21 protein-coding genes and 1 pseudogene are annotated in these 20,032 nt (G+C 63.2%); 21 read left to right on the forward strand and 1 reads right to left on the reverse strand.

Annotated features, from left to right (window positions below):
• The first annotated feature begins 302 nt into the window (after positions 1-302).
• The 12 genes and pseudogenes from H1B27_RS22750 to dhaK all read left to right on the forward strand — a co-directional run bounded on the left by H1B27_RS22750 (position 303) and on the right by dhaK (position 10,274).
• A complete protein-coding gene (locus H1B27_RS22750) occupies positions 303-1,661 on the forward strand; it encodes an ABC transporter substrate-binding protein (RefSeq protein WP_197967596.1) in 1,359 nt (452 codons plus the stop codon).
• A gap of 71 nt (positions 1,662-1,732) precedes the next feature.
• Entirely contained in the window at positions 1,733-2,707 is a 975-nt protein-coding gene (locus H1B27_RS22755; protein WP_156505156.1) for a carbohydrate ABC transporter permease, read from the forward strand.
• Positions 2,704-3,666: a carbohydrate ABC transporter permease gene (locus H1B27_RS22760; RefSeq protein WP_061880612.1), complete on the forward strand. Its 963-nt coding sequence runs from the start codon at positions 2,704-2,706 to the stop codon at positions 3,664-3,666. Before H1B27_RS22755 ends, H1B27_RS22760 begins: the two co-directional genes overlap by 4 nt.
• 71 nt (positions 3,667-3,737) lie before the next feature.
• A complete protein-coding gene (locus H1B27_RS41235; RefSeq protein ID WP_376708995.1) occupies positions 3,738-3,866 on the forward strand; it encodes a hypothetical protein in 129 nt (42 codons plus the stop codon).
• A 10-nt stretch (positions 3,867-3,876) separates the two neighbouring features.
• On the forward strand, positions 3,877-4,974 hold the full coding sequence (locus H1B27_RS22770) for an ABC transporter ATP-binding protein (protein ID WP_061880614.1): 1,098 nt from the start codon (positions 3,877-3,879) through the stop codon (positions 4,972-4,974).
• Positions 4,967-5,989, forward strand: a complete 1,023-nt coding sequence (locus H1B27_RS22775) for an ABC transporter ATP-binding protein (protein ID WP_197967597.1) — start codon at positions 4,967-4,969, stop codon at positions 5,987-5,989. The genes H1B27_RS22770 and H1B27_RS22775 overlap by 8 nt, the downstream gene beginning before the upstream one ends.
• Positions 5,990-6,002: 13 nt before the next feature.
• Positions 6,003-6,495: pseudogene (locus H1B27_RS22780) on the forward strand (DAK2 domain-containing protein).
• Positions 6,492-6,884 (forward strand): dihydroxyacetone kinase phosphoryl donor subunit DhaM, encoded by a 393-nt coding sequence (gene dhaM / locus H1B27_RS22785; protein ID WP_061880617.1) that lies wholly within the window; start codon positions 6,492-6,494, stop codon positions 6,882-6,884. The pseudogene H1B27_RS22780 and the gene dhaM overlap by 4 nt, the downstream one beginning before the upstream one ends.
• 31 nt (positions 6,885-6,915) lie before the next feature.
• Complete coding sequence (locus tag H1B27_RS22790) at positions 6,916-7,218, forward strand: HPr family phosphocarrier protein (RefSeq protein WP_061880618.1); 303 nt, start codon at positions 6,916-6,918, stop codon at positions 7,216-7,218.
• Position 7,219: 1 nt separating this feature from the next.
• Positions 7,220-8,839: a phosphoenolpyruvate--protein phosphotransferase gene (gene ptsP / locus H1B27_RS22795; protein WP_061880619.1), complete on the forward strand. Its 1,620-nt coding sequence runs from the start codon at positions 7,220-7,222 to the stop codon at positions 8,837-8,839.
• Between the two features lies 1 nt (position 8,840).
• On the forward strand, positions 8,841-9,254 hold the full coding sequence (locus H1B27_RS22800) for a hypothetical protein (RefSeq protein ID WP_061880620.1): 414 nt from the start codon (positions 8,841-8,843) through the stop codon (positions 9,252-9,254).
• A 36-nt stretch (positions 9,255-9,290) separates the two neighbouring features.
• Positions 9,291-10,274 carry a dihydroxyacetone kinase subunit DhaK gene (gene dhaK, locus H1B27_RS22805; RefSeq protein WP_197967598.1) on the forward strand — a complete coding sequence of 328 codons (984 nt, stop codon included), beginning with the start codon at positions 9,291-9,293 and terminating at the stop codon, positions 10,272-10,274.
• 789 nt (positions 10,275-11,063) lie between these two features.
• Here the strand turns inward: dhaK and H1B27_RS22810 are convergent.
• Positions 11,064-11,669 carry a MarR family winged helix-turn-helix transcriptional regulator gene (locus H1B27_RS22810; RefSeq protein WP_197967599.1) on the reverse strand — a complete coding sequence of 202 codons (606 nt, stop codon included), beginning with the start codon at positions 11,667-11,669 and terminating at the stop codon, positions 11,064-11,066.
• A gap of 154 nt (positions 11,670-11,823) precedes the next feature.
• On the opposite strand from H1B27_RS22810, the gene H1B27_RS22815 reads away from it, so the two are divergent.
• The 9 genes from H1B27_RS22815 to H1B27_RS22855 all read left to right on the forward strand — a co-directional run bounded on the left by H1B27_RS22815 (position 11,824) and on the right by H1B27_RS22855 (position 19,643).
• Entirely contained in the window at positions 11,824-12,342 is a 519-nt protein-coding gene (locus H1B27_RS22815) for a flavin reductase family protein (RefSeq protein WP_061880623.1), read from the forward strand.
• 21 nt (positions 12,343-12,363) lie between these two features.
• Positions 12,364-13,833 (forward strand): 4-hydroxyphenylacetate 3-hydroxylase family protein, encoded by a 1,470-nt coding sequence (locus H1B27_RS22820; protein ID WP_197967600.1) that lies wholly within the window; start codon positions 12,364-12,366, stop codon positions 13,831-13,833.
• A 17-nt stretch (positions 13,834-13,850) separates the two neighbouring features.
• Positions 13,851-14,231 carry a hypothetical protein gene (locus H1B27_RS22825; RefSeq protein ID WP_061880625.1) on the forward strand — a complete coding sequence of 127 codons (381 nt, stop codon included), beginning with the start codon at positions 13,851-13,853 and terminating at the stop codon, positions 14,229-14,231.
• 130 nt (positions 14,232-14,361) lie between these two features.
• The gene (locus H1B27_RS22830) at positions 14,362-15,672 is read left to right on the forward strand and encodes an ABC transporter substrate-binding protein (protein ID WP_245312082.1); all 1,311 of its coding nucleotides are present in this window, start codon (positions 14,362-14,364) and stop codon (positions 15,670-15,672) included.
• A gap of 46 nt (positions 15,673-15,718) precedes the next feature.
• Entirely contained in the window at positions 15,719-16,618 is a 900-nt protein-coding gene (locus H1B27_RS22835) for a branched-chain amino acid ABC transporter permease (RefSeq protein ID WP_197967601.1), read from the forward strand.
• A complete protein-coding gene (locus H1B27_RS22840) occupies positions 16,618-17,541 on the forward strand; it encodes a branched-chain amino acid ABC transporter permease (RefSeq protein WP_197967602.1) in 924 nt (307 codons plus the stop codon). The genes H1B27_RS22835 and H1B27_RS22840 overlap by 1 nt, the downstream gene beginning before the upstream one ends.
• Positions 17,538-18,284, forward strand: coding sequence for an ABC transporter ATP-binding protein (locus tag H1B27_RS22845; RefSeq protein ID WP_197967603.1), 747 nt, complete (start codon positions 17,538-17,540; stop codon positions 18,282-18,284). Before H1B27_RS22840 ends, H1B27_RS22845 begins: the two co-directional genes overlap by 4 nt.
• Complete coding sequence (locus tag H1B27_RS22850; RefSeq protein ID WP_197967604.1) at positions 18,284-18,976, forward strand: ABC transporter ATP-binding protein; 693 nt, start codon at positions 18,284-18,286, stop codon at positions 18,974-18,976. The genes H1B27_RS22845 and H1B27_RS22850 overlap by 1 nt, the downstream gene beginning before the upstream one ends.
• Positions 18,960-19,643, forward strand: coding sequence for a DUF2848 domain-containing protein (locus tag H1B27_RS22855; protein WP_061880630.1), 684 nt, complete (start codon positions 18,960-18,962; stop codon positions 19,641-19,643). Before H1B27_RS22850 ends, H1B27_RS22855 begins: the two co-directional genes overlap by 17 nt.
• The last annotated feature ends 389 nt before the right edge of the window (positions 19,644-20,032 follow it).

Genomic DNA, 20,032 nt, shown 5'->3' on the forward strand with positions numbered 1-20,032 from the left:
CGTTTTCGCTGCGACTGCGAACATTCCGCTTGCGCGCGAACGCCGTAAGTCTTTTGCCAGACTCGTGACAAGCGGGGCTTGACGATCTCCAAAATTTAGTAATACGTTTAGTGCTACAAAAAACTAAACATCACGCATCGGGCCGATGTGTGGGAGGAGCCCAAGTCATTCCGGAGCCGTCTCCGGAAGCGGTCCGTCTCGTCCTTCACTCATCGCTCCTCAAACTCGGTTTCAGGGTCTTGGCGTCGTCCCGGCAGGGAGCGCCGAGCGGGTTAGCTGCTTCAACGAGAGAGGAAACGGATATGCGGACATTCAATTGGTTTAGAAGCTCGGCGGCAACCACTGTCCTCGGCGCGGCGCTGCTGGGGATATTTGGCGGAGGCGAAGCCGCAGCTCAGGGCAGGCAGCTCACGCTGTGTTGGGCGGCATGGGATCCGGCCAACGCGCTGGTCGAGCTCGGCAAGGACTTCACCAAGCGATCCGGCATCGAGATGAAATACGAGTTCGTTCCATGGACGAGCTATGCCGATCGCTTCCTCAATGAGCTCAACTCCCACGGCAAGCTCTGCGACCTGATCATCGGCGATAGCCAGTGGATCGGCGGAGCCGCCGAGAACAAGTGGTACGTCAAGCTCAACGATTTCTTCGACAAGGAAAAGATATCGATGGACGACTTCGTCCCGGCGACGGTCGTCGGCTATTCGCAGTGGCCGAAGAACTCGCCGAACTATTGGGCGCTACCGGCCATGGCCGATGCGGTGGGCTGGACTTATCGCAAGGACTGGTTCTCGCGGCCCGAAATTCAATCCGCGTTCAAGGTCAAGTACGGCCGCGACCTAGCGCCACCGAAGACCTATGACGAACTGAAGCAGATCGCCGAGTTCTTCCAGGGCCGCGAGATCGATGGCAAGAAGGTCTATGGCGCCTACATCTTCACCGAGCGCGGCTCCGAAGGCATCACCATGGGCGTGACCAACGTGCTCTACAATTACGGCTTCGGCTACGACAATCCCAAGAAGCCGTACCAGATGCAGGGCGTCGTCAATTCGGCCGACGCGGCCAAGGGGCTCGAGTTCTATAAGGAGCTCTACAAGTGCTGCACGGCGCCGGGCATGACTAACGCCTACATGCAGGAGGGGCTCGACGCCTTCAAGTCCGGCCAGGTGGCGATGCAGATGAACTGGTTCGCCTTCTTCCCCGGCCTCTACAAGGATCCGAATGTCGGCGGCGACAAGATCGGCTTCTTCGTCAATCCGGCCGGCGCGAACGGACACTTCACCCAGCTCGGCGGACAGGGCCTCTCGGTCGTCGCGACGTCCGACCGCAAGGACGACGCACTCGCCTACATCAAATGGTTCGCGCAGCCCGCCGTGCAGCAGAAATGGTGGCAGCTCGGCGGCTACTCGGCCCTCAAGGCGGTGGTCGACGCGCCCGACTTCCCGAAGAGCGCGGCGTTCGCACCGCAATTCCTGGAGTCGATGGGCATCGTCAAGGACTTCTGGGCCGAGCCATCCTACGCGCAACTGCTGCTCGACATGCAGAAGCGGGTGCATGACTACGTCGTTGCCGACAAGGGCACGGCGCAGCAGGCGCTCGATCTCCTGGTCAAGGACTGGGCCAAGGTCTTCAAGGAACAGGGCAAGCAGGTCGCGTCGCAATAGACTCGGGTTCTCGCATCAACTGAACTGGTTTCCCCGGGGAAGCGCCTCGGGGAAGCCGAACCAGCCAACCGATGGACAAGATGACGACGATCTTTCAACCTGATCATGCTACGATCGCTGGCGTGAGCGAGCCCGCCAAATCGCGCGCCACGCGGCGTGTCCGTGGCCTGTCGGACCGGACCATCGCCTGGCTGTTCGTTGCGCCGACGATCGCGCTGTTGTTGGCGATCAATATCTTTCCGCTGATCTGGATGATCCGGCTGTCCTTCACGAGCCTCAACCTCAGTATGTCCTATCTCCCGCTGCGGGTCGTCGGACTGGACAATTTCACCGACATCCTCACCGACGAGGACATCTGGATCCGGCTCCAGACCACGGCGCAATTCGTGATCTGGTCGGTGGTATTGCAGGTGGTCATCGGGTTCGCCCTGGCGCTCCTGATCAACCGTCAGTTCCGCGGTCACAGCTTCTGGACCACGATCATCCTGCTGCCGATGATGCTGTCGCCGGCGGTGGTGGGTAACTTTTGGACGTTGCTGTTGCAGCCGCAGATCGGTCCGTTCAACTACCTGATCAGCCTGTTCACGGGTGTGCCGCCGAGCTCGTTCAGCATGACCGGGCAGGTCTCGCTCGCACCCTGGACCATCGTGCTCGTCGACACCTGGATGTGGGCTCCCTACGTCATGCTGATCTGCCTCGCCGGGCTTCGCTCCATTCCCGACTACATCTATGAAGCGGCCGAAGTCGATCGCGCCTCGGCCTGGCGGCAGTTCTGGTCGATCACGCTGCCGATGACGGTTCCATTCCTGATGCTCGCCGTGCTGTTCCGCGCGATCGAGAACTTCAAGATGTTCGACATGGTCAATCTGTTGACGTCCGGAGGCCCGGGCTCGACCACCGAGCTCGTGTCGATCACGCTGAAGCGCGCGGCGTTCGAGAAATGGCGCACCGGCTATTCCTCCGCGCTCGCCATCATCCTGTTCGTGACCGTGTTCGGTGCGGCCAACATCTACGTCAAAGTGCTCAACAAGGTGAAGCAACGATGACCGCTGTCCTCACCAAGTCCACCGCTCACTCCATCGTCGAAGCCTCGCCGCGCGCGAAGGCCGTGGCCGGTGGCCTCGTGATCCTCTACGCCGTGATCACGATCCTGCCGCTGCTCTGGATCGTCGCCACCGCATTCAAGTCGCAGAGTGACGCGATCGCATATCCGCCCAAGGTGATCTTCGAGCCGACTCTCGAAGGCTATGTGAACCTGTTCACTGTGCGCACCCGGCAGACGCCGGACTTCATCGCCAAGCTGCCGCCGCCGGAGACGTGGTACGACAAGCTCGTGCGCCAGCGCGACATGGTCATTGCCGGACCGTCGAAGGTCGTGCCGCGCTTCGTCAACTCGCTGATCATCGGATTCGGCTCGACCTTCCTGGCCGTCTTTCTCGGCACGCTCGCGGCCTACGCTTTCTCGCGTTTCCGCATTCCCCTGGCTGACGACCTTCTGTTCTTCATTCTCTCGACGCGCATGATGCCGCCCGTTGCAGTCGCAATCCCGATCTATCTGATGTACCGGGAGCTCAATCTGACCGACACCAGGCTCGGAATGATCCTGCTCTACACTGCCGTGAACGTCTCGCTCGCGGTCTGGCTGCTCAAGGGATTCATCGACGAGATCCCGCGCGAATATGAGGAGGCCGCTCTTGTCGACGGCTACACGCGGCTGCAGGCGCTGCGCAAGGTTGTGTTGCCGCAAGCCGTCACGGGTATCGCAGCCACCGCAATCTTCTGCCTGATCTTCTCCTGGAACGAATATGCCTTTGCGGTTCTCCTGACCAGCGGCGAGGCGCAGACCATGCCGCCCTTCATCCCCTTCATCATCGGGGAGGGCGGGCAGGATTGGCCGGCCGTTGCCGCGGCCACCACCCTCTTCGTCGTGCCGATCGTCCTGTTCACCGTGTTGTTGCGCAAGCACCTGTTGCGGGGCATCACCTTCGGAGCTGTGCGCAAATGAGCGGGTCTGCTGCAATCGCCAAAGGCGTGATCTCTCGCTGGTTCCGACGCGGACCCTGGGAGACGGCTGCTATGACCCTGATCGGGGGAGGCATCGTCATGCTGGTGCAACCCTGGTCGATCGATCTCTACAGCTATTCCTTCGTGACGATCCTCACCGGCACGCTCGGCTACGTCGTCGTGAGCCATTTTCCGGAATAGGGCGGCAGACATGGCACAAATCCGCGTCGAAAACCTGCGCAAGTCGTTCGATCAGTTTGCGGCCGTGCAAGGCTCCAATTTCACGATCGACGATGGCGCTTTCTTTGCGATGCTCGGCCCCTCCGGCTGCGGCAAGACCACCACCTTGCGCATGATTGCGGGCCTGGAGCTGCCGACCGAGGGCAAGATCCTGCTCGACAATGAGGACGTGACCTTCCAGCGCGCATCCGCGCGCGATATCGCCTTCGTGTTTCAGCTTTTCGCGCTGTATCCGCACATGAACGTCGCCGAGAATATCGGCTTTCCCCTCAAGTGCCAGGGCATGGCCCGGCGCGATATTCACCAGCGGGTGCAGGAGACGGCCAAACTGCTGCGCATCGAGCATCTGCTGTCGAGCAAGACGTCGAAGCTGTCTGGCGGCGATCGGCAGCGCGTTGCGCTCGGGCGCGCCATCGTGCGGCGGCCAAAGGCCTTTCTGATGGACGAGCCGCTGGGCGCACTCGATTCCGAGTTTCGTCATCTGATGTGCAGCGAGCTCCGCGACCTGCACGATCGCATCGGGGCGACCACGGTCTACGTGACGCATGATCAGCTCGAGGCGATGTCGATGGCAGATCGGATCGCCGTCATGAACGAGGGACGCGTTGAGCAGATCGGCTTCCCGCAGGAGATCTATGATCGGCCCGCGAGCATGTTCGTGGCCGATTTCATCGGCTCGCCGCCCATGAATTTTCTGCGCTTCGAGGCAGGTCTGCGCTCCGGCGATCGGACGATCAGTTTCCACGACACGAGCATCGCGGTGCCGGAGATCCGAGAGGATCGCGCCAGCGCCGGTATGGCACTCGGCGTTCGTCCGGAGCATATCCGCTTCGCCGACGCGGCACCCGTCCGCGGCGAGGTGTTTGGCGCCGAGTATCTTGGGACCACCCAGATCGTCACCGTCGACACCGCGCATGGGCGCATTGCGGCGCGGTTGCCCTCCAGCGCGCCCGTGCGGATCGGCGAGCGGGTCGGCCTTGAATTCCGTTCGGAACGACTCGCGTTGTTCGACGTCGCCAGCGGCCTTGCGATACGAACTGCCAACGAGGGGAGCGCAGACCATGGCTGACGTCGCCCTACGCAACATCAGCAAGCGCTTCGGCGCGGTGGCGGCGGTGCGCGAGCTCTCGCTCTCGGTGAACGACGGAGAATTCATGGTCTTGCTCGGACCGAGCGGTGCCGGCAAGACCACGACCTTGCGGCTGATCACCGGGCTCGAGACTCCCGATTCCGGCTCGGTCATGATCGACGGACGCGACGTGACGCTGGCTCCTCCGGGAGCGCGCGATATTGCCTTCGTCTTCCAGCAATATTCGCTCTATCCGCATCTCACCGTCTATGACAACCTTGCGTTCCCGTTGCGCTCGCCCGCGCGACGGGTATCGGAGCCGATCATCAAGAAGCGGGTCGAGCAGACGGCGGAGTTGCTGCATATCGCAAGCAAGCTGAACAATCGCGCAACCCGACTTTCGGGCGGCGAGATGCAGCGGGTGGCAATCGGTCGTGCGCTGGTCCGCGATCCCTCGATCTATCTGATGGACGAGCCGCTGTCGTCGCTGGACGCCAAGCTCCGTGCCGAGCTTCGGCTGGAGCTCAAGCGGATTCAGCTCGAGCTTGGTGCGACCATCCTCTACGTGACCCACGATCAGGTCGAGGCCATGACGATGGCGTCCCGGATCGGCGTGATCAAGGACGGCGAGCTGCTCCAGCTCGGCACGCCCCGGGAAATCTACGAGAGACCGTCGTCGAGCTATGTCGCCTCGCGCCTCGGCACGCCCCAGATCAATTTCCTCCCCGCGCGGCTGTTGTCGGACGTACCGCTGCCGCCGGGAACGGAGACAGTCGGCATCCGTACCGAGCACCTTTGCCTCGCGGCGCGCAATGGCGGGCCGATGGTCGGCCGCGTGCACCGGCTCGAGCACCTCGGCGAGCAGAATCACGTTCACTTGGACTATAAGGGAGAGATGCTGGTCACGCTTGCGGATCCGCATCAACCGCTGCATGCCGGTCAGGAGGTCGAGCTGGATCTGGTGCAACCGCTCTGCTTCGACGGCGCCGGGCAGCGCCTCCCGGCCGCTCATTAGAGGATCAAACGCAATGTCGCTGCAACCCGAGACGTTCAAATCGCTGGTCAAGGTGGCCGCAGAGCGGGTCATTGCCAGCGCGCCGGAGCTCACGAGCCTGGATCAGGCGATTGGCGACGGCGACCATGGATTCAACATGAAGCGCGGGTTCGAAGCCGTGCTCGGCAAGCTTGATGCGATCTCCGAACAGCCGTTCGACGAGGCTTTGAAGACGATCGGCAAGACGCTCGTGATGACGGTCGGCGGTGCATCCGGCCCGCTTTACGGCAGCTTCTTCCTGGCCGCGGGCGCTGGAGACGCTGAAGAATGCGGCCGGCCAACCGGACCTGATCGCGCGAGTCAGCACAGCGGCCGCAGAGGCGGTCGAGCGGACCGCGCCGATGCGGGCCACCAAGGGGCGAGCGTCGTTTCTCGGGCTGCGCAGCGTCGGTCACATCGACCCCGGCGCGCGCTCGAGCTGTGTTCTCGTGCAGGCGGTATGCGCGAGCCTGGAGGGAGAGCAATGACTGATGCCGTGGGGATCGTGATCGTCTCGCATTCGAAGGACATCGCCAAAGGCACCGCCGACATGGTGCGGCAGATGGTCGGCAGCGAGGTCAAGGTGGCCTTCTGCGGCGGCAATCCCGATGGCGGGCTCGGCACCAGCGTGTCGCTGATCGTCGACGCCATCAACGATGCCTGGTCGACGAAAGGCGTCGCGATCCTCGTCGATCTCGGCGGCGCCGAAACAAACAGCGAGATGGCGGTCGAAATGCTGGAGCCGGCACGCCGCGCTCTCGTTGTCGTATGCAATGCGCCGATCGTCGAGGGCGCCGTGATGGCGGCGACCGAGGCGGCGGGCGGCAGCTCGCTGGCCCAGGTCAAGGCCGTGGCCGAGGAACTCTCTGCCGACTGATGCGTCGGCGAAATGATGATGGAATAAGACGATGCTGGATAAAGCGGATGGCCAGATTATCACCGAGAATGTGCGGCTGGTGCACGCGGTGGGCATGCATGCACGCCCGGCGGTCAAGCTGACCAAGCTGGCCAAGAAGTTCCAGGCCCAGATTTCCGTCCGGGTCGCGGGCGCGGCCGAGTGGATCAATGCCAAGAGCGTGGCCAAGATCATGGCCATGCGCGCGGCTCACGGCAGCACGATCGAGATCAAGGCGTCGGGCAGCGACGCAGAGGCTGCCGTCGCCGCCCTGGTCAACCTGATCGCAACCGACTTTCCGGACGAGGCGTCGTAGCATGCAGGGAGGCGCTGCCGGACTGGCTTATCGCGGCAGGACCGCCTCGATCGGCTTTGCCTACGGCCCGCTCGTCCGTGTCGATGCGGGCACAAATGGCGAGCGGATCGCAGGCTCGCTGGTCGAGGAGGCGCTCGATCTTCGCAAGGCGATCGACGCGGCGAGTGGGCAGATCGCCGAGCTCGCCGCGATCGCGGGAGGTGAGGCCGCGCAGATTCTCGAGTTCCAGGTCGCGCTGCTGGAGGATGAGGATTTCATCGAAGCGATCTTCACGGCGATAAGCGAGGGGGATGCCGCCGACGTCGCGTGGCGTTCCGCCCTCGACGAGCAGATTGCGGACTATAATTCGGCCGAGGACGAGTATCTGAAGGCGCGCTGCTCCGATCTTGCGGATCTGCGCGACCGCATCATCAGCATCTTGCGCGGAGGCGGGGGCGAGGCCCCCAAGATACCGAGCGGTGCCGTTGTTTGCGCCGATGATTTGCCGCCCTCGCGTTTCCTTGAAATCGACTGGTCGGCGGGCGGTGGTCTTGCGCTCCTGCGCGGTAGCCCAACGAGTCATGTCGCGATGCTGGCGCGCGCGCGGGGCATCCCGATGGTCGTGCAGCTCGGCGCCATTCCGGAAATCGGCGCGACGGCGCTGCTCGATGGCGAGGGCGCTACGCTCGAGCTCGATCCCAGTGCCGAGCAGCTCCGGCTGTTCGAGAAGAGACGCGAAATTCATCGCAAGAGCCGGGCGTCCGCGCGGGCGATCCTGAGACGGCCGACCGCATCATGGCGCGGGGAGCGGATCAAGCTGCTCATCAACATCCAGCGCGTTGAGGACCTCGATCATGCCGACGCACAATATGCCGACGGCATCGGGTTGATGCGCACCGAGTTTCTGCTCGCCGAGCGCGGCGGCCTGCCCGACGAGGAGACGCAGTATCGCGCCTACGACGCCGTTATGCGCTGGGCCGATCGACGCCAGGTTACCATTCGCACCTTTGATGCCGGCGGCGACAAGCCGGTACCTGGATTCACCATCGACGGTGAGGCCAATCCCTTCCTGGGCGTGCGTGGCCTGCGGCTTTGCCTCGCCCGCCCCGAGATATTCAGCGTGCAGCTCCGCGCGCTGGCGCGCGCGGCCGTGCAAGGAAATCTCAGGGTCATGTTTCCGATGGTCACGGCGCCGCACGAGTTCGAGTCCGGACGGAAGCTGTTCGCCGAAGTCGTGCAGCGCTTGCAGGCCGAGGGCATTGCCGCGATGCTCCCGGAGCTGGGAATCATGGTCGAGGTCCCGGCGGCGGCCCTGGCGATCGCGACCTTCAAGGCCTCCTTCTTCTCGATCGGCTCGAACGATCTCGCGCAATATGTCCTTGCGTGCGACCGTTCCAATGGAGCTCTCGCCCCCTTGATGGATCCCTTGAATCCGGCCCTCCTCGAACTGATCGCGCGAACCGCGGAGCATGGACGTCGCGCCGGAACCAGCGTCAGCCTGTGCGGCGACATGGCGGGCGACCCGCGCTGTCTGCCCGCGCTCCTGAATTGCGGCCTGCGCGAGTTGTCGGTGAATGCGTCGGCGCTCGCGCAGATCAAGCAGACCATCGACCGCTTGAGCAGCGGAGGCGGGCTTGGCTGATATGGCGATCGATGAACCGGCCGAGGCCGGCGCCGTTGCGGTTTACAAGCGCATCTTCAAGGAGGTGCTTGAGAGCCGCCCGTCAGGCATGCGGCTGCGCCTGGCCCATGCCATGGGCAAGAACCGCAGCTTCGTCAGCCAGATCAGCAACCCGGCCTATCCAGTGCCGATTCCCGTGCAGCACCTGAACACGATCTTCGACGTCTGCCACTTCCCGCCGCAAGCGAAGGCGGCGTTCCTTCGTGCCTACACCCGTGCGCACCCGCGCCGGATCGGTCGCCTGACGGAGGGGGCGCATGAACGGACGCTGACGCTGCACCTGCCGGACCTCGGCAGCTCGAAGCGCAATGCCGAGCTCGATGGGCTGCTGCAGGAATTCGCGCGGCGTTTGAGTGCGATCATACGCGAAAAATGAGCGCCAAGCTCAGCGGGACGAAGAGGGGAGGAGAACATGAAGAAGTTCATCAATTCGGTTGATGGCGTGCTCGCGGAGAGCCTCGACGGGCTGGCTGCGGCGCATGCCGATCTCGTGACGCTCGGGCCCGAGCGGAAATTCGTGCGGCGCCGCGAGCTCAATTCGCGGAAGGTCGCGCTCGTATCCGGCGGCGGTAGCGGGCACGAGCCGCTGCATGCGGGCTTCGTCGGCTATGGCATGCTCGATGCGGCTTGTCCGGGACAGGTCTTCACCTCGCCGACACCAGACCAGATCGTCGAGGCAGCGCAGGCCGTTTCGGGCGACGCCGGCGTGCTCTTCATCGTGAAGAACTATGCGGGCGATCGCATGAATTTCGAGATGGCGGCCGAGATTTCCGAGGGTCGCACGGCCACCATCGTCACCGACGACGACGTCGCGGTCGAGAATTCCACCCACAGCATCGGCCGCCGGGGTGTGGCCGGCACTCTGATCGTCGAGAAGATCGTCGGCGCGGCGGCCGAGAAGGGGGCCGACCTCCAAGCTTGCGTTGCACTCGGCGAGCGCGTCAACGCTCGGATGCGGTCGATGGGGGTGGCACTGACGAGTTGCACGGTTCCGGCTGCAGGAACGCCGACCTTTGTGCTCGCCGAGGACGAGATGGAAGTGGGTGTCGGCATCCATGGCGAACCGGGACGCCGCCGCGTCAAGCTGGAGCGCGCCGATGCGATCGCTTTTGAGATGACCACTGCCATTGCCGAGGATCTCGACGCCCGCGAAGGCAATGAAGCCCTGCTGCTCGTCAATGGATTTGGCGGAACGCCCGCCATCGAGCTCTATCTGATGTACAACGCGGCGCGGCGAATGCTCGAAAAGCGCGGCTTGCTTATCGCCCGCTCGCTGGTCGGCAGCTATGTCACCTCGCTGGACATGGCGGGGTGCTCGCTCACCGTGAGCCTGCTCGATACCGAGACCCGGGCGCTGTGGGACCATCCCGTGCGAACGGCCGCGTTGAAATGGTGACGGCGGCTGCGAACGGCTGCTGATTTTTTCGATCGCGCTTCGGCGGATGACCGGCCGGGGGCCACGCCTCACGTATGCATCGGGAATTTTCCCGGTTCACCCTCCCTGAAACTTGCCGTGTCCCTTGGACACGGTTTCTTTTTGGGGCGGTAGACAGCTTTTTCCCTGTCCGTCCCAGGCGCGGGGTCCAACGAGCCCATTATGCGACGCCGTCGGATTGGCCGGGTGTGTGATCCAGGTTCATCATGTCCCTCACGCTTTGTTTGAGGCTTTCCCTGAATTGCGTGCACGTTGGGATGCATGTGACGCTCGCTGCGTTGAATGAACGTTGACTTCCTTGCCGAAGCCGATTCTTGGTTTCGGTTGAAACGTGCGTCGTTCTTGGCGTTTTCTTTGTGTCGCTCACGTTGCAATGAGAATGGAGAAAGAAATGGCCCCGGCGACAAAGCGGCCAATTTTCTGAGGCGACCGAATGAACGCCGCTGGTGGAGGCAGAATAGATCAATCAAATGGATCCTTTACGCTGGAAATTCTCTTGTGCCCCCATGATGGACTAGACCGACTGACGTCTCGCGGTGAGAGCGTCAATCCAAAACGCACAACATTTCAAATGAATCCCATGCCAGGCCCAGACGTCGGACCTTGCTGTTCAAGCTGACATTGCCGGCCAATAGTCGCCGGCGATCGATAAGGCTGGTGGCAAACGACGGCAGTTCGGCCTGATAAGCTCTCATACGAAACCTGATCAGTCAGGAGTGGACATAGATCAGACGTCTGCCTGCCCTAGCGTTATCGACCGTTGCGGCGCGGTGCGCGCCGCTTTTTGCGGGAGTCCGGCGGGCTCGCTGCGGAGGCCCGCTGCCCCTCCTGCGACTTGAGCGTAGCCTGCACATGTACAGCCAGCTTCAGCGCGCTATCAGCGTTTGACGCAAGCCGGGACAGCAGCTGGGCCATTATCTTGAACTCCTCGCGCGTCAGCATTCCAAACAGCGCGTCGTTGACCGGTCGCTGCAAGGCGGCAAGGCGGATCAATAGGCTCATTCCGCGCTGGGTAAGGGCAAGTTGCACCCGCCGTCCGTCTTCGGGATGGGGAGTTTTCTCGAGCAGGCCGTCGGAAACAAGTTTGTTGATCTCGTTGGTGACGAAGGCGCCGCTCAGATATAGCCGTTCGGCGACCTGGTTCACGCCCATCGGTTCTTCCGCAGTCGAATTCTTGATCGCGATCAGGATCAGATACTGGGTAGGCGACAGGTCGACGAAGCCTGCGAATATTTCACGGCAGGCTTCCAGACTGCGTCCAAACGCGAAATAGTCGTGGAGCAAGCCGCGAAGCGTGCGGTCTCCCTCCTTGTCGAGCAGCTCGGGTTTCGACGCCGTCAAGAGTGCATCGGTCACGCGGTCAATCTCCTGGCCAAATCATGGCATTGCGAGCTTGCTTAAAAAGCACGCATGCGCCCGCCCAGCAAGTAGGCTTGACATCTTCAAATAGCTTTGTCAGGAAGCTATCTGAGAATTATAAATCAGGTGCCAGGCGACGGGACGGGTGTCCATGGAGGATCGTGCATTCAGACGTGCTCTCGGCGAATTTGCCACTGGCGTGGCGGTGGTGACCGCGCGCGGCAAGGGCGAAGAGCTGATCGGCATGACCATGAGCTCGTTCAACTCGGTCTCGCTCGATCCGCCGCTCGTTCTCTTCAGTGTCGATCGCAGGGCGCGCAGCCTGCCCGCGATGCTGGAAGCCAAGGGCTTTGCCGTGAACATCCTGGCACGCGACCAGGAAGCCATCTCCAACCAGTTCGCGCGGGCTCTCTCAAGCAAATGGGACCAGGTGAAGACGTCGGTCGGCCATGCCGAGGCGCCGCTGATCTCGGGCGCGATGGCGCATTTCGAGTGTGCACCCTACGCCAATTATGACGGCGGCGACCATGTCATCTTCGTCGTCCAGGTCGTCCGCCACGCAAGCCGCTCCGAGTCTGCTGCTCCCTTGATCTTCTTTCGTGGTCGATACCGCGATCTCGTCGATGAAACCGAGCGCGAGCCGAGCTGGCCGCTTCCCATTCACTACTAGTTTCGAACCGGAGAAACTGCCATGCGCGGCGCAAAGGAATATCTGTCGGGCCTGAAGGACGGCCGCACCATCTACATCAACGGCGCCTCGGTTGGCGATGTCACGACGCACCGCGCCTTTCGCAATCTCGCCGGCTCCATGGCCGGCCTGTTCGACTTCGCGAGCGCGCCCGAGAATGCGGAGCTGATGACCTTCGATACGGGCGAAGGTCTTGCCAACCGCATCTGGCAGCTTCCGACCTCCTACGCCGAGCTCGTGACGCGGCGAAAGGCGCTCGAGGCGTGGGCCTCGCTGCATGCCGGATTCATGGGCCGGGCTCCGGACCATGTCGCCTCCTGCATCTCGGGGCTCTACATGGGACTCGACGTCTTCCGGGCCCATGATCCCGCGCGCGCCGGCGCGCTCGAGAGCTACTACCGCTACGCCCGCGACAAGGATCTCTACCTCACCTACGTCATCATCAATCCGCAGGCCGATCGTTCGAAGGGGGCGGTCGAGCAGGCCGATCCTTTCCTCACCGCCGGTGTCGTCGATCGCGACGCCGAAGGGATCACGATCCGCGGCGCCAAGATGCTCGCCACCGGCGGCGTGGTTGCCGACGAGGTCTTCGTCACGACTATCCAGCCGATGCGGCCGGGCGAAGAGCGCTACGCGATGTCCTTTGCGATCCCGATGAATACGAAGGGCCTCAAGATGCTGTCGCGCAAATCTTACGAGGACGCCGCCGGCGCCGTGTTCGACAATCCGTTGTCGAGCCGCTTCGACGAGAACGACTCGGTCCTCTATTTCGACGACGTGAAGGTGCCGTGGGACCGCGTCTTCATCGAAGGCAACGTCGAAATGTGCCAGAAGCAGTTTCACGCTACGCCGTGCCACGTCTATCAGAACTACCAGGCGATGGTGCGTTTGAGCGTCAAGCTCAAGTTCCTGACCGGCCTTGCGCATCGGGTCGCCGACATGAACGGAGTCACCCAATTCCCGCAGGTCCGCGAAATGCTCGGCCAGCTTGCGGCCGAGACCGGCATGGTCGACGCTCTGGTGGCTGCGATGGAAGCCAAGGGCAGGCAGGTCGGTCCCTATTTCATCCCGGACCGGCATACGCTCTATTCGGCGCAGGTGCTGACACAGCAGCTCTACGCGCACGTCATCAATACGCTTCGCGAGCTCGCCGGCGGCGGCATGATCATGTTGCCTTCGTCAGTCGCGGACTTCGACAACCCCGAGATCGCGGCCTTGATCGGCAAGACCCAGCAGTCGCCGAAGGCCAATTCTCATGATCGTGTGAAGTTCTACAAGCTCGCCTGGGATGCCGTCGGCTCGGAGTTCGGCTCTCGCCATCAGCAATACGAGATGTTCTACGCCGGCGCGACCTTCGTCACCAAGGGCCACTCGTACCGCACGTACGACTGGTCCGGCGCCGACCGGCTGGTCCAGGCCATGCTCGATTCCTACGACCTCAACGGCGTCTCGACCGCCAGCAAAGCCGCCTGATCCGAAGGAGACAATGCATGCCCGTCAACAAGAAGCACGACGAATTCCATACGCTCGACATGACCACCGGCTGGGAAGTGCCGGCGGGATATCCGGTCGGCATCCAGCAGAAGATCATCTCTGGCGGATTGGACGAGGAGAATCGGCGCGGGACGCGGACTCGGCTGCTGCGCTTTGCGCCCGGCGTCTACACCACCGCGCCGTTCTCCCACGAATATTGGGAAGAGGTTTATCTGGTCTCGGGCGATTTGATCGTCGGCAACGATGCGAACGGCGAGGGCGGCAAGAGCTTCCCCCCGAACACCTATGCCTGCCGGCCACCGCACGCGCCGCATGGCCCGTTCAAGTCCGTGAACGGCTGCCTGCTTTTGGAAATGCACTATTTCGATCCGGTGTGATCCGGATCGCTGCTGCCCAACATCATTCGACCGACCAGGGGGAAGAGAAGTCATGACGTCTAGAGGTATCTCTATCGTAGTTGCGCGTTGCCTGTCGTCACTTGAATGGCTCTTCAGGCTGGATCGCGGCGTGCCGCAGGGCAAAGTCCGATGGGTGGTGGATGGGCTTGCCGGGGCGCTCGCGCTCGGTGTGGTCGCGGCGACGCCGGCCGCTGCGCAGGAGAAGCCGAGCGCATTGGGGCTGGGCATCTTCACGTTCACATCTGGTCCTGCCGCGGCCTACGGCATGCCGGGTAAGAACGCGGCTGACCTCATGATCGGCGAGATCAATGCAAAGGGCGGCATCGGAGGCGTGCCGGTCAGCGCGACCTATGTCGACGAGGCGCAGGGTGCGCAGGGTGTGATCGCGGAGTATCGGCGGCTCGCTGGGGATGCGAAGAACCAGGTCATGGTCGCCGCCTTGTCGAGCGCCAATTGCCTGGCGCTTGCGCCACTCGCGGAGCAGCTCGAGGTTCCCACCGTGGGCTGGAACTGCGATACCCATCAGTTGCTCATGGACGGCAAGAGCAAGTATGTGTTCCGCCCCAACGGAAACACCGTACCCGAATTCATCGCCTACGCGATCTACCTGCTGGATCGCAAGCCTGACGTGAAGACGGTTGCGATCATCAACCCGGACTATGCGTTCGGCCACGACGCTGCGAAGATATTCACCGCGGCGCTGAAAGCCCTGAAGCCGGACGTAGAGATCGTCGCCGAACTCTATCCGAAGCTGGGTTCGCCGAATTACCAGACCGAAATCTCGCGTCTCACCACCGCGCGTCCCGATGTCGTCTTCTCCAACCTTTGGGGCGCCGATCTCGAGAACTTCGTTCGCCAGGCCGCGCCGCGTGGGATCTTCACCTCCAGTCAGGTGATCCTGGCGCTCGGCGAGACGGTGCTGCAGCGCGTACCGCTGCCCGACGGCGTGATCGTCGGTGTTCTCGGCGACGGCTGGTGGATGTCACCGGACGCCAGGGCCAAGCCGGAGACCGTGAAGTTTGCCGAAGCCTATAAGGCGCGCTTCGGAGAGTATCCGGTGTTCCCATCGATCAAGATGGCCAACGCGCTGATCTACGTTAAAGCCGCCTACGATGCCGCGATGCGGAAGAACGGCGGCAAATGGCCAACGCGTGTCGAGCTCGCCGACGCCATGAACGGCAGCAAGGTCGAGACCCTGACCGGCATCGCGCAGACGCGCACCGACAATGACGGGCTGGTCGACCAGATCGTCGGCGTGACCGTAAGGACGTCGGCGCAGCAGTTTCCCGTCATTGGCGACATGGTCCGCTACAAGGGCGACAGCCTGATGCCGCAGGCGGGGCAAGATCCGTTGGCCTGGATCGCGACGCTCAAGCCCGAGTTCGCCAAAGGCCTGCCGAAGCCGGGAAGCTACAAATAGACCGGGATGAGGTTCACCTGATTTCGATGACGGAAGGCATGGGCCGATGTTGAATGCAGTCATTCCCTTGCTGCTGGACAGCTTGGCGAGCGCCGCGTTGATCTTCTTCGCGGCGGTCGGCCTGACGCTCGTCTTCAGCGTGCTGAGAGTCCTCAATGTTGCCCATGGCAGTCTCTATTCGATCGGCGGCTATGTCGCGGCCTCGATCTGCCTGTTCATCGCCAGCCGGCAGCTCAACCCGTATTGGTCGTTCCTGGCGCTCCTGTTCAGTGCCGTGTGCGTCGCGGCGATATTCGGTCCGTTGATCGAACGGGGCCTCATCCGCTGGACCTATGGCAAGTCGGAGGCCGTGCAGATCCTGATCACGTTCGGGCTGTTCCTCATCCTGGAGGATCTCCAGCGCGTGATCTTTGGCGTGCAGTCCTTCTACGAAGACGCGCCGATGCGATTGCTCGGGACCACCTCTATCGGTGGCGTCGTCTATCTCAACTACCAGATCCTCCTGATCGGGATGGCGTTCCTCATCGTCATCGGCCTGCGGCTTCTGATCAATCACACCCGGCTGGGGCGCCTGATCACGGCCGTGGTTACTGATCGCGAGATGGCGCAGTCGATCGGCATCGACACCAACCGTATCTTCATTCTGGCGTTCTCACTCGGCGTGTTCCTGGCCGCATTGGGCGGCGCGCTGGCGACGCCGACGTCGGGCATCGCCCCGGGGCTCGGGGCGGATACGATGGTGCTTGCCTTTGCCGTGGCTGCGATCGGAGGTCTTGGGCAAATCGAGGGGGCGGCCTTGGCCTCGCTGATCGTCGGCCTGGCGCGCGTGCTCGCGATATATCTGGCGCCGTCGCTGGATGCCGTCGCACCCTATGCAGCGATGCTTGTCGTTCTCCTGATCCGTCCCTACGGGCTGTTCGGGTCGGTGGCGGCGCGGAGGATATGATGCGAACGGTCACTGCCGCCGCGGCGGTCCTCGTCCTCGCGCTGTTGCCTGTGGCCGCGCCCTGGCTTCAATTCGTCCTGACTCTGGCGATCGCCAAGGGGTTTGCGGCCCTCGGCGTCGCCGTGCTGCTCCGCGCCGGGCTGATCTCGATCGGTCATGCGATGTTCTATGCCGCGAGCGCCTACGGAGTTGCGTTCCTGGCGCGCGCCGGCGTCAACGATCTTGGGCTGCTGCTGATTCTGTCGGTGCTGGGCGGTGCGCTCGTGGGCGCCGTCGCCGGATTGTTTCTCGTCCGCTATCGCGCCATCTTTTTCGCGATGTTGAATCTTGCGGTTTCCATGGTGTTTTACGCGCTGTGCGCAAAACTGTACGGCGTCACCGGCGGGACTGACGGCATGCCTGTGCCGGTCCCGGCTGTGTTCGGCGTCGTGCTTGGCGAACCGGCCTTCAAGAGCGTGCTGTTCTATCTCAGTCTGGGCCTGATGGTGCTCATTGGCCTCGCCGTGCAGCGCTACCTGAACAGCCCGCTCGGTCATGCGCTCGCGGCCGTCCACACCAACGAGATCCGGCTCGAATATCTGGGCATCCCGGTCTGGGCGGTGTTGCTGATCGCCTATGTCATCTCGGCGGCGCTCGCCGGCCTTGGCGGCGCCATCGCCGGCTTTGCGATCGGTCGCGTGGTCCCGGACTTCGCGTTCTGGACCGCATCGGGTCATCTCGTGCTGATCGCCGTGCTCGGCGGCATCGGTGGCGTTCCTGGCGCGTTCATCGGTGCCTTGTTCCTGGAATTGCTGCACAGCGCGGCGGTGACCGTCACCGATTCCTGGAACTTGATCGTCGGTGTGACGCTGATCATCGTGATCATGTTCATGCCGCAAGGAGTCTATGGACTGCTCGCGCGCAAGGAGGCGGCGAGTTTATGACGCGTCCCATCCTGGAAGCCAAGGGTCTCCACGTCTCATTCAACGGCGTCAGGGCCGCCGACGACGTCAGCATCGCGGTTCATGACGGCGAGTTCCTCGCGATCATCGGCCCGAACGGGTCGGGCAAGACGACGCTGCTCAACATCTGCACGGGCTATATCCGTCCGAGTTCGGGCAGCGTGGTGCTTGACGGTCACGACATCACCCGTCTGTCGCCACGCGCCATCGCGCGCCGTGGTGTCGCCCGCGCATTCCAGATCCCGCAGCTCTTTTCCGCACAGCGCGTGATCGACAACATGATGCTGGCCTTGGCGGCAACCGATGGTCTGTGGAGCGTGGTGCAGCCGCTCGAAACGGCGAGCCGGCGCGACGAGGCAAGGGCGTTGCTCGAGCTCGTGGGGCTCGCCGACGATGCCGGCCGGATCAGCAGCAAGCTTCCTGAAGGACATCGCAAGCTGATGGATATCGCGGTTGCGCTGGCCTTGAAGCCTCGGTTGCTGCTGCTGGACGAGCCGACCAGCGGGGTGAGCGCCCTCGAACGCTTCCCGCTCATGGAGGCGCTCATGAGCGCGCTGCGCCAGCGCCGCATCACCGCACTGTTTGTCGAGCACGACATGGACGTCGTCGCGCGTTACGCGAGCCGGGTCCTGGTGTGGAGCGCCGGCAACATCATGGCCGAGGGGCGGCCGGACGAAGTGTTCAGCAACGCGCAAGTCCGCCAACGTGTCGTGGGAGTCGCCTGATGCTCAGTCTCGACAAGGTCAGCGTCTCAATCGAGGGCGTCCGCGTGCTGCGCGCGGTCAGTTGCGAGATCGTCGCGCGCAAGACGACCGTGTTGATCGGCCGCAACGGTGCCGGCAAGACCACAACGCTGCGCGCGATCATGGGACTCATCGCGCACGACGAGGGTTCGATCCGGCTTGATGCCGACGATCTCGGCCGCAGGCCTGCCCACACGCGCGCCCGTGCCGGCATCGGTTACGCACCGGAGGACCGTCGCCTGATTCCGGAGTTGAGCGTGGAGGAGAACATCCGCCTTCCGGCGCTGGCGCTGAAGCTCGACCGTGCCGAGATCGCACGCAGGCTCGACGAAATCTATCAGCTGCTGCCCGAATTGCACGTGATGCGCTCCAGGCTCGCAGGCGGCGTTTCCGGAGGGCAGGGGAAGATGGTCGCGCTGGGGCGCGCGCTGATGGTCGCACGTAAGGTCCTGCTGCTCGACGAGCCCTTCCAGGGTCTGGCGCCTGCCCTCGCGCTCGACTATGCGCGGACACTCGGCGAGCTACGCACGCATCGGCCGGAGCTGGCCATGCTGATCACCGAATCCTCGCCCGCGCTGCTCGACCGGATCGCCGACAGGACGCTGCAGATCGAGCGCGGCGAAATCCTGACCACATCGACCAAGGATAGGGAAACTCATGTTCCTGCAGTTTGAACGCCTCGCCAATGATCGGACCGACCGCATTGCTGTCGAGATCGGGTCCCTTGTCATTGCGGGCTGGGCGGGCAGGGACGCGGCAGCGATCGAGCACCATATCGAGGAGCTCGCCGCGCTCGGCATTCCGCGTCCCTCGACGACGCCGCTCTACTACCGCGTCGCGGCACAAACATTGACGCAGGACAGCCGCCTGACCGTCCTTGGGCCCGACAGTTCCGGCGAGGTCGAGCCTGTCGTCGTCGCCATGGCGGACGGGCTCTGGGTCGGGATCGGATCCGACCATACCGACCGCAAGGCGGAAGCGTCGGGCATCGCTCTTTCGAAGCAGCTGTGCGGCAAGCCGGTCGGCGCCCAGTTCTGGTCATATGCTGATGTCGAGGGACATTGGGACGAGCTGGTCCTTCGCTCGTGGGCGACGATCGACGGGAAGCGGGTTCTGTACCAGGAGAGCCCCGTCTCCTCGCTCAGGACGCCGCGCGATCTCATTCGTCGTTACACCGGGACGGACATGCTGCCGGCGGGCACGCTGATGTTTTGCGGCACGCCCGCCGCGATCGGCGGCATTCGGCCCGGGACACGCTTCGAAATGGAGCTGAAGGATCCGGTCCTCAACCGGTCCTTGACCCATAGTTACGACGTCGAAGTCCTGCCTGTCGTGGCCTGATCCTCCTTACAGGTCTGCTCATGACAGCAACACGTGATCGTTCGCGCCCTTCCGCCGTTAATCGGCTGGAAGCGGCACTTGCGCAGATCCATTCAGACGAAGCGAGGAACGTCTTCACGGTGGTGTTCGCAGACAGCGCCCGGTGGGAGGCCGAGGCCGCGGATCGGCGCGCGCCGCAGCTGAAACGCCCCGCGGCCCGCTCGATGGCCGCATCGTTTCGGTGAAGGCGTTGTTCGCCAGCCGTTGAACATGGAGTGGACATGCCATCGCTGTGGCGGCACCGGCGGTCTCCTGATGATGGAGCCTCCCGGCCCGGCGTGTCTGCACTGCGTTGGCCTCGATGATCTCGAATTTCGGCCGGCAGGCGATGCCCTGCTCACGCGGCGCGT

Origin of the sequence: Bradyrhizobium diversitatis (assembly GCF_016031635.1) — a bacterium.
Taxonomy (GTDB): Bacteria; Pseudomonadota; Alphaproteobacteria; order Rhizobiales; family Xanthobacteraceae; genus Bradyrhizobium; species Bradyrhizobium diversitatis.

Excerpts from the sequence above, each read along its gene's own strand:
- H1B27_RS22800 (WP_061880620.1), top strand. The coding sequence starts at position 8,841 with ATGGCGATCGATGAACCGGCCGAGGCCGGCGCCGTTGCGGTTTACAAG.
- H1B27_RS22775 (WP_197967597.1), top strand. The coding sequence starts at position 4,967 with ATGGCTGACGTCGCCCTACGCAACATCAGCAAGCGCTTCGGCGCGGTG.
- H1B27_RS22840 (WP_197967602.1), top strand. The coding sequence starts at position 16,618 with ATGCGAACGGTCACTGCCGCCGCGGCGGTCCTCGTCCTCGCGCTGTTG.
- H1B27_RS22815 (WP_061880623.1), top strand. The coding sequence starts at position 11,824 with ATGGAGGATCGTGCATTCAGACGTGCTCTCGGCGAATTTGCCACTGGC.
- dhaK (WP_197967598.1), top strand. The coding sequence starts at position 9,291 with ATGAAGAAGTTCATCAATTCGGTTGATGGCGTGCTCGCGGAGAGCCTC.
- H1B27_RS22760 (WP_061880612.1), top strand. The coding sequence starts at position 2,704 with ATGACCGCTGTCCTCACCAAGTCCACCGCTCACTCCATCGTCGAAGCC.
- H1B27_RS22835 (WP_197967601.1), top strand. The coding sequence starts at position 15,719 with ATGTTGAATGCAGTCATTCCCTTGCTGCTGGACAGCTTGGCGAGCGCC.
- ptsP (WP_061880619.1), top strand. The coding sequence starts at position 7,220 with ATGCAGGGAGGCGCTGCCGGACTGGCTTATCGCGGCAGGACCGCCTCG.
- H1B27_RS22820 (WP_197967600.1), top strand. The coding sequence starts at position 12,364 with ATGCGCGGCGCAAAGGAATATCTGTCGGGCCTGAAGGACGGCCGCACC.
- H1B27_RS22750 (WP_197967596.1), top strand. The coding sequence starts at position 303 with ATGCGGACATTCAATTGGTTTAGAAGCTCGGCGGCAACCACTGTCCTC.
- H1B27_RS22755 (WP_156505156.1), top strand. The coding sequence starts at position 1,733 with ATGGACAAGATGACGACGATCTTTCAACCTGATCATGCTACGATCGCT.
- H1B27_RS22790 (WP_061880618.1), top strand. The coding sequence starts at position 6,916 with ATGCTGGATAAAGCGGATGGCCAGATTATCACCGAGAATGTGCGGCTG.
- H1B27_RS22855 (WP_061880630.1), top strand. The coding sequence starts at position 18,960 with ATGTTCCTGCAGTTTGAACGCCTCGCCAATGATCGGACCGACCGCATT.
- H1B27_RS22845 (WP_197967603.1), top strand. The coding sequence starts at position 17,538 with ATGACGCGTCCCATCCTGGAAGCCAAGGGTCTCCACGTCTCATTCAAC.
- dhaM (WP_061880617.1), top strand. The coding sequence starts at position 6,492 with ATGACTGATGCCGTGGGGATCGTGATCGTCTCGCATTCGAAGGACATC.
- H1B27_RS22825 (WP_061880625.1), top strand. The coding sequence starts at position 13,851 with ATGCCCGTCAACAAGAAGCACGACGAATTCCATACGCTCGACATGACC.
- H1B27_RS22850 (WP_197967604.1), top strand. The coding sequence starts at position 18,284 with ATGCTCAGTCTCGACAAGGTCAGCGTCTCAATCGAGGGCGTCCGCGTG.
- H1B27_RS41235 (WP_376708995.1), top strand. The coding sequence starts at position 3,738 with ATGACCCTGATCGGGGGAGGCATCGTCATGCTGGTGCAACCCTGGTCG.
- H1B27_RS22770 (WP_061880614.1), top strand. The coding sequence starts at position 3,877 with ATGGCACAAATCCGCGTCGAAAACCTGCGCAAGTCGTTCGATCAGTTT.